Genomic DNA, 17,108 nt, shown 5'->3' on the forward strand with positions numbered 1-17,108 from the left:
GTCGCCCACGAGCTGAATACGCCGATCGGCAACAGCCTGCTCATGGCCAGCACGCTGCAGGAGCGAACCAGCGACATCGCGGCGCGCTTCGACAGCGCCAGCCTGCGCCGCTCCGACCTGGCCGACTACATGTCGGCTTCGCGCGAAGCGTCCAGCCTGATCATGCGCAGCCTGCACAATGCGGCGGAACTGGTGAACAGCTTCCGCCAGGTCTCGGTGGACCAGGCCAGCGCCCAGCGGCGCCGCTTCGACCTGGCCCGGGCCTGCCAGGAGATCGCGGCCACCCTGATGAACACGGTGCGACTTGGCCGCCACCGGCTCGAGCTTGCCGTGGCGCCGGGAATCGTGATGGACAGCTTCCCCGGACCGCTCGGCCAGGTCGTGATCAACTTCGTCAACAACGCCCTGCTGCATGCGTTCGAGGGACCGGGCGGCAGCATGGTACTGGAGGCGGCGCTGCGCGACGGTAGCGTGCGCATGGTGTTCCGCGACGACGGGCGCGGCATTCCGCAGGAGCATCAGTCGCGCATCTTCGATCCCTTCTTCACCACGCGCATGGGGCAGGGCGGCAGCGGCCTGGGTCTGAACATTACCTGGAACATCGTCACCACCCTGCTCGGCGGGACAGTACGGGTGGAGAGCAGCCCGGGGCAGGGCACGGCCTTCATCGTCGAGCTGCCGCTGCGCGCGCCGGATCCGCAGGCGCAGGGCGAGGTCCCCGCGCCGGCGCCGTTTGTCGCGGCGGACGGGCGCTAATTCAGGCGACCACGTTCCTGGGCTCGCCGGCGGCCCAGGCCTCGATGTTATCGACCAGCATGTCCGCCAGCGTCTGCATCGACCCGCCGCTGGCCCAGGCCACGTGCGGCGTCAGGATGAAGTTCGGCAGGCGCAGGCGCAGCAGCGGGTTGTCCGGCAGCGGCGGCTCCTTGCTCAGGACATCGAAGCCGGCGCCGCCGATGCGGCCATCCTGCAGCGCCGCGGCCAGCGCCGCCTCGTCCACCAGGCCGCCGCGGGCGGTATTGATCAGGAGCGCCTGCTTCTTCATGAGGCCCAGTTCGCGGGCGCCGATCAGGTGGTGCGTTTCTTCCGTCAGCGGCAGGTGCAGGCTGACGACGTCGGAGCTTGCCAGCAGCGCGTCGAGCGGCAGCTGCACCACGCCGGGATCCGTGACCGGCGAGCGCGATGTGGTGGCGATCTCCATGCCGAAGGCGCGCCCGAGCTGCGCCACCTTTTTCCCCAGCGCCCCGTAGCCGACGATGCCGAGGCGGCTGCCTGCCAGGTCGCCGATCGGGTGGTCCAGCAGGCAGAAGCGGGTCGATTCCTCCCAGCGGCCGCCCTCGACGTCGGCCGCATAGGCGCGCAGGTTGCGGCGCAGCGCGAGCAGCAGGGCGAAGCAGTGCTCGGGCACCGACACCAGGGAATAGTTGCGGATGTTCGAGACCACGATGCCGCGCGCCCGGCAGGCGGCGAGGTCGACGTTATCGGTGCCGGTGGCGGCCACGGCCACCATCTTCAGGTCGGGAAGGCGCTCGATCGCCGCGGCGCGCAGCGGCACCTTGTTGGTGACGGCCACGGCCGCCCCGGCCAGGCGCTCCACCACCTGGTCCTCCGACGTGCCGGCATGGTCTTGCCATTCATGGTCGAAAGCGGGGGCGCGGACCCGCGCCTGCAGGCTGTCGCGGTCCAGGAAGACGATTCTAGGCATGGCGTGCTCGCGGTGGTCAAAACCTCATTGTAGACGCCGTCCGGAGGGCAAGTGCAACAAAGGACAGGGCGAGCCTGTCCTTTGGATATGGTGGTGCCTGAGCGGCCTGTTATGTGATGCTGCTTCCTCAACGCCCGCGGCGGGTGCGCGGTTGACGGGCTTACATTTGCTTACAACTCATGCGCACGGTTAGCTGGCGTACAGTCGTGCCGGACGCGGCCGTCCTACACTGGCGCCACGCCGTTAGCCGGGAGGACCACATGCCAGACGCGCTCAAACTGTACAAGGCCAAGCGCAATTTCGATATCACGTCCGAGCCTGCCGAAGGCGGCATGCCCAGTACCGAGGCGCTGACCTTCGTCATCCAGAAGCACTGGGCCACGCGCCTGCACTACGATTTCCGTCTGGAGCTCGACGGGACCATGAAGAGCTGGGCCGTCCCCAAGGGGCCGAGCTACGACACCCACGACAAGCGCATGGCCGTGCACGTCGAGGACCACCCGATTTCCTATTCCGACTTCGAAGGCACCATTCCGCCCAAGCAGTATGGCGCCGGCAAAGTCATCATCTGGGACAAGGGCACCTGGGAACCGATCGGCGATCCGCACGAAGGCTACCGCAAGGGCAACCTGAAGTTCGAGATCCACGGCCACAAGATGCATGGGCGCTGGGTACTGGTGCGCATGAAGGGCCGGGGCGACGACAAGCAGGAACCCTGGCTGCTGATCAAGGAAAACGACGAGCACGCGCGGCCGGCGGACGAATTTTCGGTGGTGGACGAACTGCCCGACAGCGTCAAGGACCTGCCGATGCCCAAGCCCGCGCGCGGCAAGGTGGCGGCCCTGAAAGCCGAGGCCGCTGCAGAAGCGCAGTCGGCGCCGTCGGAACCAGTGCGCAAGCCATCGCGCAAGCGGGCGGCAGGCACGGAAAAGCCGGCGGCAGCATCCTCGGCAAAACCGGCGGCAAAACCCGGCGCAAACGCCGCGGCGAAAGCGGCAGGCAAGTCCGCGCGCCGCAGGAAGGCCTCGGTGCCCGGCTTGCCGGAAGGCGTGGTCGAGGCTGCGTTGCCCGAGGCCTTTACGCCGGAACTGGCCACGCTGGTCGATGGCCCGCCGCCCGATCCGGAAAACTGGGTGTTCGAGGTCAAGTTCGACGGCTACCGCATGCTGGCGCGGGTCGAGAAGGGCGAGGTGCGGCTCATCACGCGCAATGCCAAGGACTGGACCGACAAGCTCGGCCCGCTGCGCGAGGAGCTCGAACGCGTCAAGCTGCCGGACGGCTGGTACGATGGCGAAATCGTCGTCCACGACGAGAACGGCAAGCCGAACTTCGGCCTGCTGCAACTGGCCTTCGACGGCGTGCGCACGGCCGACATCGTGTACTTCCTGTTCGACGTTCCGTATTGCAACGGCTACGACCTGCGCGACGTGCCGCTGGTCGAGCGTCGCGCCGCACTGGAGCAGATCCTCAGGAAGACCAGGTCCGCGAAGGTGCGATTCTCGGCCGAGTTCGGGAACAACCCGGACGAGCTGGTCGTGGCCGCCTGCAAGGTCGGCCTGGAAGGCGTGATCGGCAAGCGCCGCGATTCGCGCTACGTGTCGCGTCGCTCGCCCGAGTGGATCAAGCTCAAGTGCGGCCTGCGCCAGGAATTCGTGATCGGCGGCTATACCGACCCGAAGGGTTCGCGCAAGGGCGTCGGCTCGCTCCTGCTCGGCACCTACGACCGCGAAGGCGTGCTGCGCTACGCGGGCAATGTCGGCTCCGGCTTCAACCATGCTTCCTTGAAGGACATCCGCGAGCGCCTGGAAGCGCTGCGCACGGACGACAGCCCGTTCCCGCCGCGCGCGGTGCCGGGACGCCAGCACCACTGGGTCAAGCCGGTGCTGGTGGCCGAGGTGAGCTTCTCGGAATGGACCAGCGCGGGCGCGGTGCGCCATCCGGTATTCCAGGGCCTGCGCAACGACAAGCCGGCACGCGGCATCACGCGCGAGGAACCGCGCCACATCGACGACCTCGACGAGGGCAAGGAGCGTCCCGCGACGCCCGACGAGCCGGTCTCGCCGCCGCCTGCCGGCCTGCACCGCAAGCTGCCGGAAAAGCTGCGGGTGACCAACCCGGAAAGGGTGGTCGACCCGTCCACCGGCATCACCAAGCTGGACATCATCCGCTATTACGCGCTGGTCGGCGAACTGATGATGGAGCACCTGAAGCGCCGTCCGCTGACCCTGGTGCGGGCGCCGGCCGGCATCGGCGCGGAACTGGTGTTCCAGAAGCACGCCGACGTGAAGAAGCTCCCCGGCGTCAAGCAGATGGACCCCGCGCTGGACCCGGGCAACCCGCCGATGCTGGAGATCGCGAGCGTGGAGGGCATCCTGTCGGTGGCGCAGTGGAATGCGATCGAATTGCACACCCAGAACGCAGTGGCCAGAAGCTACGAGACCCCGGACCGCATGGTGTTCGACCTCGACCCCGGCGAAGGCGTGGAATGGCAGCAGATGCAGGAGGCGGCGCAGATCATGCACGCCTTCCTCGCCGAGCTGGGACTGCCTTCTTTTCTCAAAACCAGCGGCGGCAAGGGGCTGCACGTGGTGGTGCCGGTCAAGCCGGAATACGGCTGGGATACCGTGAAAGCCTTCTCCCAGGCCATCGTGCGCCACCTGGCAGCGACGCTGCCGGAGCGCTTCGCCTTCAAGAGCGGTCCGAAGAACCGGGTCGGCAAGATCTTCATCGACTACCTGCGCAACGGCCGCGGGGCGACCACCATCAGCGCCTGGGCGGCGCGCGCCCGGCCCGGGCTGGGAATTTCCGTGCCGCTCGAGTGGGACGAGCTCATGAAGCTGAAGTCGAGCGCGCAGTGGACGGTGGCGAACGTGCACACCCGGCTGGACCGGGGGAACGCGCCCTGGGCGGGGTATGCGAAAGCCGCCAAAGGGCTGACCAGGGCGATGAAGATCCTGGGATTCGACGAGTAGGCGAAGGGGAACGATGCCGGCGGCATGGTTCCCCGTTTCCGGTCTCGGCTGTCGGCGCCGGATCAGTCCACGTTACGGCCAAGCGCTTTCAGCGCGGCCCGCACACCCCGGCCGTAGGCCGGATCGGCCTTGTCGAACTGCCGCAGTTGCCGCTGCAGGATGTCCTCGTCCACCTGGCTCAGTGGCCCCGCCAGGTTGTCGCACAGGTTCGCGCGCTCTTGCTGCGTCATCAGGCGGAACAGGTTGCCCGCCTGGGTGTAATCGTCCTCCATGCCGCGGAAGTCGTAGCGGCCCGCATTTCCGACGATCGGCAGTTCCGGCTCGCCGTGGCCCATACCCAGCGCACCGCGGCCTTCCGCATCGATCGTTGCATAGTTGCGCGCAGCACCGCCGTTGGCGATCGCCATGGCGCCGTCGCGCTGCTGGTTGTGGAAGGGGCAACGCGGGGCGTTCACCGGCAGGTGCTGGTGGTTGGTGCCGACCCGGTACAGCTGGGCGTCGTGGTAGGCGAACAGGCGGCCCTGCAGCATCTTGTCCGGCGAGTAGCCCATGCCCGGCACCACGTTGGCGGGCGAGAATGCGGCCTGCTCGACATCCAGGTGGTAGTTGTCGGGGTTGCGGTTCAGTTCGAGCACGCCCACCTCCAGCATCGGGAAATCGCCGTGCGGCCATACCTTGGTCAGGTCGAACGGGTTCCAGCCGGTGCGCGCTTCCCAGTCCGCCAGCTGCTGACTCGTCGCCACCTGCACCTTGACGTCCCACCGCGGATGGTTGCCGCCAGCGATCGCCTCGAACAGGTCGCGGCCGGCATGGTCGGGGTCGGTGCCGGCAATCCGCACGGCTTCGGCGGCGCTGAGGTTCTTGATGCCCTGGCGGGTCTTGAAGTGCCACTTCACATACACGCGTTCGCCAGCCTCGTTGATCAGGCTATAGGTGTGGCTGCCGAAACCGTCCATGTGGCGGTAGCCGTCCGGGGTGCCGCGATCCGAGAACAGGATGGTCACCTGGTGCAGGCTCTCCGGCGCCTTGCTCCAGAAGTCGAACATCATGTTGGCGGACTTCAGGTTGGTCTGTGGGTCGCGCTTCTGGGTGTGGATGAAGTCCGGGAACTTGATCGGATCCTTCAAGAAGAACACCGGGGTGTTGTTGCCGACCAGGTCCCAGTTGCCTTCCTCGGTATAGAAGCGCAGGGCAAAGCCGCGCGGGTCGCGCTCGGTATCGGCGCTGCCTTTTTCCCCGCCGACGGTCGAGAAGCGCAGGAATACCGGGGTCTGCTTGCCGATCTCGGAGAACAGCTTGGCCTTGGTGAAGGACCGCAGGTCATGGGTGACGGTGAAGGTCCCGTAGGCGCCCGAGCCCTTGGCGTGGACCACGCGCTCGGGAATGCGCTCACGGTTGAAGTGCTGCAGTTTCTCGATCAGGTGGAAATCCTGCAGCAGCAGCGGGCCGCGCGGGCCGGCGCTGAGCGAGTTCTGGTTGTCGGCGACCGGGATGCCGGAAGCGGTGGTCAGGCGGGGTTGGCTCATCTGAATCTCCTCGTTGCGTTGTCGATAGAGGGATTCTATGGCTCAGCGGTGGATTAATAAATTCGATTAATTATATCGAATTAATAGCTTTTCACAATCCCGTCTTGGTAGGCAGAGCGTTGTCGTCCTCGCGCTTGTCCGAGCGGATGCCCGGCAGCCGGTCGACCGCGATCAGCCCTTCGGCCGCGGCGTGCGAGGCGGCGAACACGCTGTCCGGCGACAGCACCAGCTGGATGCCGGTGGCGCTGACCTCGTCGATGAGGCGGTCGAGCGCGTCGATGCGCGAGGGATCGGGATTGACGTTGCGGATGTAGATCATCTTCACCGCGCTTGGGTGCCGCCGCACGACTTCGGCGTAGATCTCGGGGTCCTGCTCGCCGCTGTCGCCGATCAGCACGAACTGCATATCCGGATAGAAGTCCAGGATGCGCTCGATCTGCGCGAGCTTGTGGTTGCCGTGCTCGTTGATCTTGAGTACCTGGCGCACGCTCAGCTCGCGCAGCAGCAGGGGGCCGAGCGGAATGTCCTGCAGCCTCAGGAAGTCGAGCAGGGGCCCGAACAGGTGCCAGGGACTGCTCGAGACGTAGAACAGCGGATTGTCCTCGCTACCGCCCACGCCGTCACGCAGGGCGCGGTAGAAGCCCGCCACGCCCTTGAAGGGCTTGCGCGTGTGGTGGTTGGTCCGGGCCAGCATCAGCGCCATGTTCAGCTTGTTGGTGACGTTGGTCCAGAGAACGGTATCGTCGATGTCGCTGATGATGCCGAAGCGCGCACTGGCGGCAGGCACCCGGATCTCGCCCGTCGCACGCAGCGGCTGGCCGCCTGGCCCCCGGTGGTCCGGGAATTCGAGATCGACCGCATGCCAGCCGCCACCGAGCTCGGCTCCGGGGGCGAAGTCGAAGGAAAAATACCCGCCGCCGTCGGTACGGGTTTCGTGCGTGGTGCCGGCAAAGTGGGCCAGCACGCGGGCGCCGGCCACTTCGTCCGATTCGAGACGGCGGTACAGGGCGATCAGGTTCTGCCAGCCGCTGTCGGCGCCGCTCTGTTCGCGGAAGGCCGCTTCCGCCAGCAGGCGTCCCTTGAGCCACACGCGGCCGGCGTTGCCGAAGCCGAGGTAGGGCACGGCCATCAGGCGGCGCCCGCTCTCGGGGGCACGCAGGCGCCGCAGGGCCTCGCCGGCAAAGGCGCCGGCGGTGTGCGCCAGGCGCCGGTGCAGCGGCGTGGCGGGCACGACCTCATGCCGGGCTTGCTGCAGCTTGTCGGCGGCGTTGGCCGCCGTGGCGGCACGCGGCGTGCCGCGTTCGACCCAGACGCTGCCGCGTGCGTTGCGTGTCAGGAGCAGGGCCTGCTGCACCTGCTGGGGCTTCATCGGATCGACCGGCGTGGCCATGACGTGCACCGCCGTGCCCATCTCGCGCAGGCGCGCGATGTCCGTTTCCGAGAGCAGGCCCGGATTGAGGAAGAGGCTGGCCTTGCCAAGCTCGACGCGGGCCGCGATGTCGTCGAAGCCTGCGCGGGTCAACACGAGGAAGGGCATGGCGCTGTCTGGCATGGTGATCGCTGGCGTGGTCGGGATAGCCCAAGTATCGCTCACGCGCGCGGAATCGAACGCACGCTATCGGGAGCACGCGTAGCAACCCGGCCACATCTTCCGGAACGGAAGACTGGTGCACATGCACGTCTTTCTGAAGCCGCGCAATCGAAGCGCGTGTCGTCGATCCCATACTCGCCCGATCACATCACGACAGAGGTACAAGACGATGAAACGACGCACTTTCTTCAAGCTGGGTGGAGCGGCGGCATTGGGTAGCGCGCTGGCTGCATGCGGAGGTGGCGGCGATCACGCTGCCGCTCCCGAGGGACCGGGCACGCGGACGCTCGGGTATGGCACGGTAACCGGCTGGACGGAGACCGCGCTGCAGGCGGTGCGCAGCGCGAAGCCCGGCCCGCCGATGGCTGCGCGCTCCTTCGCGATCCTGTACACCTGCATGTACAACGCCTGGTGCGCCTACGATGGCGCCGCGCAGCCGACGCTGTCGGGGCTCATGGCAAGGCGCCCGCAGGCGGAGCGCACCGCCGCAAACAAGGCCATGGCCATGAGCTATGCGGCCCACGCGGCCCTGGCCGACCAGTATCCGGGCGAACGGGCGGCCTTCGACGCCTACCTCAGGCGGCTAGGCTACGCGCTGCCTTCGACCACGCTCGACCCGGCCACGCCCGCCGGCCTCGGGCTGGCAAGTGCCCGCGCCGAGATCGCGTACTGCCACACCGATGGCGCCAACCAGCTCGGCGACCTGGCACCCGCCGGATTGCCTTACGCGGATTACACCGGCTACGTAGCGCGTAACCCACCGATCGAGATCGCCCGCCCGACGCCACTGGCGTCGATACCCTACCCGGACCGGTGGCAACCGTTGAGCTATACCGATGCCGGCGGCGCGCCGCGCACGCCCGGCTACCTGGGCGCGCACTGGGCACAGGTGCGGCCCTTCGCGCTGAGGAGCAGCGACCAGTTCCGCCCGGGCCCTCCGGCACGCTACGGCTCGCCCGAGTTCGTGGAGCAGACCCGGCACGTCGTCGACGTGCAGGCTGCGCTCACGCCGGAGCAGAAGGTCGCCGCCGAATACTGGGCCGACGGCCCGAGCTCGGAGCTCCCGCCCGGGCACTGGCTGATGTTCGCCGTGTACGTGTCCGAACGCGACCGCCACAGCGATGACGAGGATATCCGGATGTTCTTCGCGCTCTCCAACGCGCTGGCGGACGCGGCCATCGCCGCGTGGGACGGCAAGGGCGCCTACGACTCCGCGCGCCCGGTGACGGCGGTGCGTTTCCTGCTGCACGACCAGCTGATTACCGGCTACGGGCCGCAGGGGCCGGCGGCCGGCCTGCGCGCCATTCGCGGGGAATCCTGGGTGCCTTACCAGCCGCTGAGCTTCCCGACACCGCCCTTCGCCGAGCACGTATCCGGCCACAGCAGCTTCAGCGCCGCGGCCGCCGAGGTGCTGCAACGCTACACCGGCAGCGACAGCTTCGGCGCCAGCTACCTGAAGCCGGCGGGCGCGGTGACGATCGAGCCGGGCATGCCGCCGCAGGACGTGCTGCTGTCCTGGCCGACCTTCAGCGCCGCGGCTGAGCAGGCCGGCATGTCGCGGATCCTCGGGGGCATCCACTTCGAGCGGGGCAATACGGCGGGCCTGGCGCTGGGACGGCGGGTAGGCGCCCAGGCCTATACAAAAGCCGAACGGCTGTGGAAGGGCGCCGCCTGAAGGCGGCAGGCAACGGGACAATCGCGGTGCGCGCAGTCGTGCACGGCGCGCTTCTCTGGCAAGCTAGACTGCATGACCGCGCCTGGGGTGGCGCGCCGCGCGCGACGCTCACCTGACCCGGATGCGCTGAGCATCGTCTGCGCTCGCATGGCATGAAAAATTGCTATATGGTAGCAATTGCTGTGCTATTTTGTATCCATTGGATTGTCTTACTGATGAAATGTTGGTTTCCGGTCAGTCGCCAAAACGGTCAACAGCGGATGCCGCAATCAGAGGAACGCAATGTAAGGAATAGTGAGCGCCATAGCGTGCATGCTGGTGCTGGCCGTCCTCTGGCTGGCTTTCAAGCCGCGGCCGGAGGTGGTCGTCGACCGTGCGATGCGTTCCGAGACGATCGACAGGCTGGTGGCGAAGCTGAACGACCACTACGTCTTTCCCGAAAAGGCCAGGCAAATGGAAGCAGTCTTGCGCCAGCGCCGGCAGGCGGGAATGTACGATGGCACCCGTACCGGCTATCGGCTGGTGCAACAGCTCACCGCCGATCTGCATGGCGTGGTCCTGCTGGTCAGCTATTTCGTCGACGGGCGTACACGCCTCAACGACCGCTGGGAGCGCGAAACCGGCAAGACCGTCCAGCATTGGACCTACGACGAGCTCGACGGCAAACGCTATGGCGGCAGGAAGCCGGTGATGATCCTGGTCGGTCCCGGCACGGCGTCCGTCGGCGAAGACTTCGCGTACACGATGCAGGCCTTGAAGCGCGCCACGGTGGTCGGCGCGAGCACCTGGGGCGGCGCCCAGCCCTTCAACACGCATCGCATCGGCGGACATTTCTATGTACAGATACCCGACCCGCGCAGCATCAGTCCCATCGCCGGCACAACTGGGAAGAAACCGGCGTCACGCCCGATATCGCCGCGACGCCGGAAAGGGCACTGGCCGTGGCCATGAAGGAGATGCGGCGCCGGCTCCAGGAAAGCGCTCCGCGCTTCGCCGCCGCACCTTGACCGGGCCGGGGGGGCACGGCGTCAGGATTCGTTCTTGAAGATGCCGCGGATGTTCATGGCCATCAGCGCCGCCTGGAGCACGATCAGGGCCCAGGCCTCGTCGTGGATGCCCCACACGATCCACAGCACGTTACTGAGGATGAACATGGAAAAGCCGAACACACGGCGTTCGGCGCGCTTGGATCCGATCAGGTAGGCCGCGAACAGGGTGACCAGCATCGCCGGCCACTGCAAGAAGTCGATGAATGCATCCATCCTTACGCCGCCTTCCTGCGGCGCGGAGCGGCCGTCGATGGTGCGCCGGTGGACTTGGCGGCGGTTTTCTTCGCCGCCGGCTTGGCCGCGGTCTTGGCGGCGGTTTTCGAGGCCGCGCGCTTCGGCGCGGCGCCGCTGGCCGCAACCCGGTCGGTGCCGTGCGCCGCGGTCTTGCGTGCGCGTGGCGGCGGCGCTTCCTCCTCGTTGTCCTCGTCGGCAGCAGGACGGCGCTTCTTGGACGGCGGCGGATCGTCGTCGTCATCGTCGTCGTCCGCTGCGGCTTTCGCGGGCTTCTTGCCCAGGCTGGCCTGCAGCAGAGAAACAAGGTCGATGACCTTGCCGGTTTCGCGCTTCGCTTCGCCCGGCTCGGGCATGGTAATGGTCTTGGTCTGGTGCGCCTTGACCTTCTTCTCGATCAGCGCCATGACATCCTCGCGGTAGGTGTCGTGGTACTGCTCGGGGTCCCAGTCCTCGGCCATGCCCTGGACCAGGGCCATCGCCATCTTGAGTTCCTTGTCGGTAATCGCGGCCTTCTTGTCGTCTGCGGTGGGAATCTTGAGGTCGCCTGCGTCGCGGATCTCGTCGGCATAGCGCAGCGTGTTCATGACGATCGTGTCGCCCACGCACACCAGCGCCGCCAGGTGCTGCTTGACGCGGATGACGACGCGGGCGATGCCGATCTTGCCGGCCTTACGCAAGGTTTCCCGCAGCAGCGCATAGACCTTGTCGCCGCCCTTGCCGGGGGCAAGGTAGTAGGGCTGCTCGAAGTAGAGCAAGGAGACGTCTTCGGCATCGACGAAAGCGAGGATGTCGATGGTCTGGGTCGCCTCCGGGTTGGCGCGCCGCAGGTCTTCGTCGGACAGCACGACGTATTCGCCGCTGGTGTACTCGTAGCCCTTGACGATGTCGTCCCAGGAGACTTCCTTGCCGTTGCCCTTGTTGTAGCGCTTGAAACCGACCGGCGAGAAGTCGCGCCGGTCGAGCATGGTCAGGTCGAGCCCCTTGTTGTCGACCGCCGGATACATATCGACGGGGATGTGGACCAGCCCGAAGCTGATCGCACCCTTCCACATGCTGCGCGGCATATTAGTCTCCTCTTTATTCGCCTACTTTGCCCGTGACCGGCAGGATCACCCCGGTGATGTAGCCCGAACACACCGGCGAGGCCAGGAACACGTAGGCCGGCGACAGTTCTTCCGGCTGGGCCGGACGCTTGAAGGTGGTGCTGGCGCCGAATTCCTTGATGTCCTCGGGCGACTGGTCGGCCGGATTCAGCGGCGTCCACACCGGTCCCGGCGCCACGCAGTTGACGCGGATGCCCTGGTCGATCACGCTGGCCGCGAGCGACATCGTGAAAGCGTGGATCGCGCCCTTGGTCGCGGAATAGTCGAGCAGCTTTTTCGAGCCCTTCAGGCCGGTCACCGAGCCGGTGTTGATGATCGACGAGCCTTCCTTGAGGTAGGGCAGGGCCGCGCGCGCCATGTGGAAGTAGCCGTAGATGTTGGTGCGGAAGGTCTCATCCAAGCGCTCTTCGGTGATGTCCAGCAGCGAGCTGGCATGTTCCTGGAAGGCGGCGTTGTTGACAAGGATGTCGAGACGCCCGAATTCGGCAACCACCTTCTCGACCGCGTCCTGGCAGAATGCGGCGTCCTTGACGTCGCCCGCAATGGTCACGCAGCGTTGGCCTTCGGCCTCGATGCAGCGCCTGGTTTCCTCGGCATCCTCGTGCTCGTTCAGGTACATCACGGCCACGTCGGCGCCTTCGCGCGCGAACAGCACCGCGACCGCGCGCCCGATGCCCGAGTCGGCGCCGGTCACGATGGCGGCCATGCCCTGCAACTTGCCGCTGCCCTTGTAGTGTTCCGCCATGAACTTCGGCTTGAGCGCCATTTGCGCCTCGATGCCCGGCTTGGCGAGGTGCTGCTCAGGCATCGGCGGCGCCGGCTGCCGGATCCCCGTCTGGACAGCGTCATTGTTCTCCGCCTTCTGCATGCTGCCGTCCTGCTGGTCCTGACGGCTCTGGATTGCCTTCTGCTTGTTTGCCACGTCATCCTGGTGTGCCATTGCCTGCTCCCGTGAACGTTCGAATCGACCCGTAGAGTATCGGTGGCTCCTTCCGTGCCGGACGGTGCGCTTCCACACACTCGGAGACAATTCTTCACTATGCCCTGGAATAGCTTTATGGCAAACTTGCCATCGCTTTTAACAAACTGGCCGGCCAGGAAATCAAAAGGAGGAAGGGATGTCTCAGCAGGAAGGCGTGCGCCCGGCGTATAGCGGGTTGTACGTCAACCCGGCCGGGCAGCGTCGTGGCGAGTTCCAGCGCGCCTGCGCCGGGCTGTTCGACGGCTTGCGCGTGGCCGACGGGGCCGAGCAGGCACTTGCCTTGCTGGCGCAGCAGCCGGCCGACGTGCTGGTGCTCGACCTCGAGCATTGCGAGATCGGCATCGACCTGGCGGCGCTGGGCCACTTGGTGGCGCAGCGCGAAGGCCGCCCGCTGCTCGTCCTCTGCCCCTACACCAATGCGCGCTGGCTGCCCGCCCTGATGGCCCATGGTCCCCTGGACTACGTGATCGGACCGCTTGCGCCGGACGCGTTGTGCCGCGAGGTGGGCGCGCGCCTGGACGCCGCGTTGTTGCCACCCCGCGCGCCGGCTGCCGCCACTCCGGTGGAGGCCGAGCTGGCGGCGCTGCTGGCGGTGCGGAGCAGGGCGCAGCAGGCGCTCGCCGGGGCCGACGACGGCATCCGTTTCGGCGAGCGCCTGTGCGCAGCCCTGCTGGGCTGGCCCGGGGTGGTGCATGCCGCGATGTTCCAGCTGCATGAGGGAGGCGATTTGCGGCTGGAAGCGCAGCACGGCCAGGCCGGCCTGGACCTGGCCGGCGTGCTGGGACGTGGCGAGCGCCTGCTGCAGTCGCCCTTGCGCCATGCCTTTCCCGGCCTGCTGGCAGCAGCCAGCGGCGAGACCGTGCTGCTGGACGCCGTCGACAAGGCGCACGAGCCGGAATTGGCGCGGGCGCTACGGGGGCAGGGCGTGCAGATGGTGGTCGGCCTGCCGATTCCTGCTTCCGGCCCCGGCGCCCGGCGTCCGACAGCGGGCGCACTGTGCTTGCTGTTCGGGCAGGCGCGCCCGTTTTCGCGCGCCCAGCTGGCGGCCTTCGAAGACCTGGCGCAGCTGGCCGCCTTCGGCCTGCGCATGGCGGAGCTGATGCGTGAAAACGAGGAGCTGCTGGGCCGCGTCACCCAACTGGCGACCCTCGATGCCCTGACGAACGTGGCCAACCGCCGCCACGGCGAATATCTGATCGAGCAGGAAGTCAAGCGTGCGCGCCGCTACCGCCTGCCGCTGGCCCTGATCGCCTTCGACATCGACCGCTTCCGCAACATCAACGACGCCTATGGCCACCCGGTCGGCGACATGGCGCTGCGCACCGTGGCCGATACCGCGCGTGGCCTGCTGCGGTCGAGCGACGTGCTGGTGCGCGCGGGCGGCGAAGAGTTCCAGGTGATCGCGCCGCACACCAGCGCCATCGACGGCCTGAAAATGGCCGAGAAGCTGCGCGCGGCCATCGAGGCGGCCGAGATTCCCGGCTGCGACCACCTGACGGTCAGCCTGAGCGTGGCGCAGCTGGGCGAGCTTGAATCCGGCGATTCGCTGGCGGTGCGGGTGAATGCCGCGCTGGCGCGCGCCAAGCGGGCGGGGCGCAACTGCGTCGAGCTGGCGATGCAGTAGGGGGTAGTCGGGGCGTGCCGGCCTGCCGCGCTGTGGTAGGCTAGCGCCTTTCTGTCAGGTAATACCTTATGCTTCAGTGGCTGCAGCACTACCGGCGTTCGATGCTGCCGGGCGACATCAGCGCCGGCATCGTCGTGGCGATGATGATGATCCCGCAGGGCATGGCCTATGCCCTGGTGGCCGGCCTGCCGCCGGTGGCCGGGATCTACGCCAGCATCATCCCGCCGCTGCTGTACGCACTGTTCGGCACCAGCAGCACCCAATCGGTCGGCCCGATGGCGATCATCTCGCTGATGACGGCATCCAGCCTGGCGCCGCTGGCCGCGCCCGGCAGCGCGCTGTACGGCGTGCTGGCAGCGCAACTGGCCTTGCTGTCCGGGGGCGTGCTGCTGGCCTGCGGCCTGCTGCGCATCGGCTTCCTGGCCAACTTCTTTTCCCGTCCCGTGATGAGCGGCTTCATGCTCGGCTCGGCGATCCTGATCGCCTGGGGCCAGGTCGTGCCGCTGCTCGGCGCCATGCCGCCGGCCGTCCACTGGCCGAGCGCGATGCTGGGACTCGGTGCGCTGGCCGTCCTGGTCTGGGCCCGGCTATACATGGCCGGCGCATTGCGGCGTACCGGCCTGTCGCCGGCGGCGGCCGATATCGGCGCCAAGCTGGCGCCCATGCTGGTGGTGGTCGGCGCCACTGCGCTGGTACCTGCACTGGAGCTGGAGGCGCTCGGCGTGGCCACCACCGGCAACGTGCCGGCGGGACTGCCCGGGCTGAACCTGGCCACCTCGAGCGCCCACTGGCAGGCCCTGCTGCAACCAGCGCTCCTGATCGGGTTCATGGTCTTCCTGATCAGCATGTCGGGGGCGCAGACGCTGGCGCTCAAGCGTGGCGAAAAGCTCGGCAGCAACCGCGAACTCGCCGGCCTGGGCGCGGCGAATATCGGCAGCGCCCTGAGCGGCGGCTTTCCGGTGACGGGCAGCATCTCGCGCTCGGCGGTGAACTTCGCGGCCGGCGCCAACAGCCAGCTGGCCAGCATCATCACGGCCGCGCTGTTGGCCCTGGCCCTGGTGGCCCCGACCGGCTGGCTGGCGCTGCTGCCGCTGCCGGTGCTGGCCGCGACCATCATCGTCGCGGTGCTCGGCATGCTCGACCTGTCGACCCTGTCCACGGCCTGGCGTTACGACCGTGCCGATGCGGCGGCGCTGCTGGCCACCGGCGCCGGGGTGCTGGTGCTGGGCGTGGAGGCCGGTGTGGTGGTGGGCGTGGCGCTGTCGATGGGCGCGCTGATCTGGCGCGCCAGCCGTCCGCACATCGCGGTACTGGGCCGCATCCCCGGCACCGAGCATTTCCGCAACGTCGACCGCTATTCGACCGAGACCGCGCCGGGCCTGCTGATGCTGCGCGTGGATGCCGGGCTGTTCTTCGGGAACGTCGAGGCGGTGAACGAACGCATCGAGGATGAACTGGCGGCGCGGCCAAGCACGCGCCACCTGGTGCTGGTGCTGTCGGCGGTGAACGCCATCGATACCTCGGCCCTGTTCGGGCTGGGCGAACTGAACACCTCGCTGCGCCAGCGCGGGGTACTGCTGCACCTGGCCGAGGTGAAGGGGCCGGTGATGGACCGACTCAGGCACAGCACGCTGCTGCAGGCGCTGAACGGCCGCCTGTTCCTGAGCGCCGCCATGGCCTGGGATGAACTGGCGCCTGGGGCGGCGCCGTAACGATCTTCTAACAAATACCTGCGATACTGCCGCAACTCATCCATATCGAACCGCGAGGACACGATGCGCTATCACCTGATCACCCTGGCCTGTTTCGGGGCTGCCGCCCTGCTGTGGTATCTCGGCATGCGCGACAACGCGGCCCTCTTGATGGCCGCCGGCGGCCTTGCAGAGTTGTTGGCCTGGAAACGCCTCGTCGGCCGCCGCCATGGCGCCTGAAAACCAACGCTGTATTGACGGCGGGTAATTCGGCTATTAGGATGGCTTCGGCACAAAACTAGATCAAGTACGATCGGCCACGGCCGTGATCCCATCGGCCGAACAAACAAGGGGCAGGGATGACCCGAAACGAGACGCCGGCGACCCGTATCGCCGCCCGCAGGACAGGTGCGGCTATCGCGCTTGCCGCGCTGGCGGCCGGCCAGGCACAGGCGGCCGAGATCAAGGCCAGCGGCCGCCTCGTGGCCGGCAACATCTACCGGGTCCAGGACCGTGACCCGGATCTACTCACCTTGGTGAACGCCGCCACCGCGATCGGCCTCGTGGGGCATGGCAGCGGAGGCAACGCGGACGACGCGAATACCAACTATGCCAAGGGCGATGCGGCTTCGCGCTCGCTTCATGCCTTGCTCGACATCGTGGCGGTGGAGGGGAACTGGTCGGGCATGGTGCGCATCAAGGCCTGGCACGATGCCGGCCTGTCGCGCGACGGCCGACCCTGGGGCAATGTCGTCAACGGCTACCGCGCCGGCGAGCCGCTGTCGGACAGTGGAGCGCCGCGGCTGTCGCGCTTTTCCGGCATCGCGCTGCGCGATGCCTGGGTACAGGGCAAGACCCGGCTTGCGGACATGCCGGTGCTGGCGCGCGTCGGACAGCAGTCAACCGCCTGGGGCGAGCGCTCGATGAGCCCCGGCGGACTGGAAGCGCTCAACCCG

At 67.5% G+C, this 17,108-nt stretch carries 14 protein-coding genes; 8 read left to right on the plus strand and 6 right to left on the minus strand.

The window, feature by feature from the left end; translation table 11 throughout:
- On the plus strand, positions 1-756 hold a 756-nt coding region (locus MA09_RS03400), incomplete at its 5' end, for a sensor histidine kinase (RefSeq protein WP_036245515.1).
- Position 757: 1 nt separating this feature from the next.
- Here the strand turns inward: MA09_RS03400 and MA09_RS03405 are convergent.
- A complete protein-coding gene (locus MA09_RS03405) occupies positions 758-1,705 on the minus strand; it encodes a D-2-hydroxyacid dehydrogenase (RefSeq protein ID WP_036245516.1) in 948 nt (315 codons plus the stop codon).
- A 260-nt stretch (positions 1,706-1,965) separates the two neighbouring features.
- Here MA09_RS03405 and ligD point away from each other — a divergent pair, with 260 nt between their 5' ends.
- Positions 1,966-4,677, plus strand: a complete 2,712-nt coding sequence (gene ligD / locus MA09_RS03410; RefSeq protein WP_036245518.1) for a DNA ligase D — start codon at positions 1,966-1,968, stop codon at positions 4,675-4,677.
- A 62-nt stretch (positions 4,678-4,739) separates the two neighbouring features.
- Here the strand turns inward: ligD and MA09_RS03415 are convergent, their stop codons facing one another.
- Together MA09_RS03415 and MA09_RS03420 are read right to left on the minus strand one after the other, a co-directional pair.
- The gene (locus MA09_RS03415; RefSeq protein ID WP_036245520.1) at positions 4,740-6,203 is read right to left on the minus strand and encodes a catalase; all 1,464 of its coding nucleotides are present in this window, start codon (positions 6,201-6,203) and stop codon (positions 4,740-4,742) included.
- A gap of 91 nt (positions 6,204-6,294) precedes the next feature.
- Entirely contained in the window at positions 6,295-7,797 is a 1,503-nt protein-coding gene (locus MA09_RS03420; RefSeq protein WP_152594544.1) for an App1 family protein, read from the minus strand.
- Between the two features lie 166 nt (positions 7,798-7,963).
- Between MA09_RS03420 and MA09_RS03425 the strand changes: the two genes are divergently transcribed.
- Positions 7,964-9,469: a vanadium-dependent haloperoxidase gene (locus tag MA09_RS03425; protein ID WP_152594545.1), complete on the plus strand. Its 1,506-nt coding sequence runs from the start codon at positions 7,964-7,966 to the stop codon at positions 9,467-9,469.
- A 312-nt stretch (positions 9,470-9,781) separates the two neighbouring features.
- Positions 9,782-10,420, plus strand: a complete 639-nt coding sequence (locus tag MA09_RS23565; RefSeq protein ID WP_051933133.1) for a S41 family peptidase — start codon at positions 9,782-9,784, stop codon at positions 10,418-10,420.
- A 77-nt stretch (positions 10,421-10,497) separates the two neighbouring features.
- On the opposite strand, the gene MA09_RS03435 is transcribed toward MA09_RS23565, so the two are convergent.
- The 3 genes from MA09_RS03435 to MA09_RS03445 are packed head-to-tail and all read right to left on the minus strand — an operon-like array spanning position 10,498 to position 12,795.
- Positions 10,498-10,731 carry a hypothetical protein gene (locus MA09_RS03435; RefSeq protein ID WP_036245525.1) on the minus strand — a complete coding sequence of 78 codons (234 nt, stop codon included), beginning with the start codon at positions 10,729-10,731 and terminating at the stop codon, positions 10,498-10,500.
- A 2-nt stretch (positions 10,732-10,733) separates the two neighbouring features.
- A complete protein-coding gene (locus MA09_RS03440) occupies positions 10,734-11,816 on the minus strand; it encodes a Ku protein (RefSeq protein WP_036245526.1) in 1,083 nt (360 codons plus the stop codon).
- Between the two features lie 13 nt (positions 11,817-11,829).
- Positions 11,830-12,795 carry an SDR family oxidoreductase gene (locus MA09_RS03445; RefSeq protein ID WP_036245527.1) on the minus strand — a complete coding sequence of 322 codons (966 nt, stop codon included), beginning with the start codon at positions 12,793-12,795 and terminating at the stop codon, positions 11,830-11,832.
- A gap of 178 nt (positions 12,796-12,973) precedes the next feature.
- Between MA09_RS03445 and MA09_RS03450 the strand changes: the two genes are divergently transcribed.
- The 4 genes from MA09_RS03450 to MA09_RS03460 all read left to right on the plus strand — a co-directional run.
- Positions 12,974-14,461, plus strand: a complete 1,488-nt coding sequence (locus tag MA09_RS03450; RefSeq protein ID WP_036245528.1) for a GGDEF domain-containing protein — start codon at positions 12,974-12,976, stop codon at positions 14,459-14,461.
- A gap of 68 nt (positions 14,462-14,529) precedes the next feature.
- Positions 14,530-16,173: a SulP family inorganic anion transporter gene (locus tag MA09_RS03455; RefSeq protein WP_036245529.1), complete on the plus strand. Its 1,644-nt coding sequence runs from the start codon at positions 14,530-14,532 to the stop codon at positions 16,171-16,173.
- A gap of 63 nt (positions 16,174-16,236) precedes the next feature.
- Positions 16,237-16,392: a hypothetical protein gene (locus MA09_RS24770; RefSeq protein WP_161783190.1), complete on the plus strand. Its 156-nt coding sequence runs from the start codon at positions 16,237-16,239 to the stop codon at positions 16,390-16,392.
- Between the two features lie 119 nt (positions 16,393-16,511).
- Positions 16,512-17,108 (plus strand): DUF1302 domain-containing protein (locus MA09_RS03460; protein WP_036245530.1); only part of this gene is annotated, 597 nt, incomplete at its 3' end.

Source organism: Massilia sp. BSC265, from assembly GCF_000740675.1.
Taxonomy (GTDB): domain Bacteria; phylum Pseudomonadota; class Gammaproteobacteria; order Burkholderiales; family Burkholderiaceae_D; genus Telluria.

Bases quoted from the DNA above. Each gene is read 5' to 3' on its own strand.
- MA09_RS03425 (WP_152594545.1), top strand. From the start codon at position 7,964: ATGAAACGACGCACTTTCTTCAAGCTGGGTGGAGCGGCGGCATTGGGT.
- MA09_RS23565 (WP_051933133.1), top strand. From the start codon at position 9,782: ATGCTGGTGCTGGCCGTCCTCTGGCTGGCTTTCAAGCCGCGGCCGGAG.
- ligD (WP_036245518.1), top strand. From the start codon at position 1,966: ATGCCAGACGCGCTCAAACTGTACAAGGCCAAGCGCAATTTCGATATC.
- MA09_RS03415 (WP_036245520.1), bottom strand. From the start codon at position 6,203: ATGAGCCAACCCCGCCTGACCACCGCTTCCGGCATCCCGGTCGCCGAC.
- MA09_RS03435 (WP_036245525.1), bottom strand. From the start codon at position 10,731: ATGGATGCATTCATCGACTTCTTGCAGTGGCCGGCGATGCTGGTCACC.
- MA09_RS03405 (WP_036245516.1), bottom strand. From the start codon at position 1,705: ATGCCTAGAATCGTCTTCCTGGACCGCGACAGCCTGCAGGCGCGGGTC.
- MA09_RS24770 (WP_161783190.1), top strand. From the start codon at position 16,237: ATGCGCTATCACCTGATCACCCTGGCCTGTTTCGGGGCTGCCGCCCTG.
- MA09_RS03440 (WP_036245526.1), bottom strand. From the start codon at position 11,816: ATGCCGCGCAGCATGTGGAAGGGTGCGATCAGCTTCGGGCTGGTCCAC.
- MA09_RS03445 (WP_036245527.1), bottom strand. From the start codon at position 12,795: ATGGCACACCAGGATGACGTGGCAAACAAGCAGAAGGCAATCCAGAGC.
- MA09_RS03450 (WP_036245528.1), top strand. From the start codon at position 12,974: ATGTCTCAGCAGGAAGGCGTGCGCCCGGCGTATAGCGGGTTGTACGTC.
- MA09_RS03455 (WP_036245529.1), top strand. From the start codon at position 14,530: ATGCTTCAGTGGCTGCAGCACTACCGGCGTTCGATGCTGCCGGGCGAC.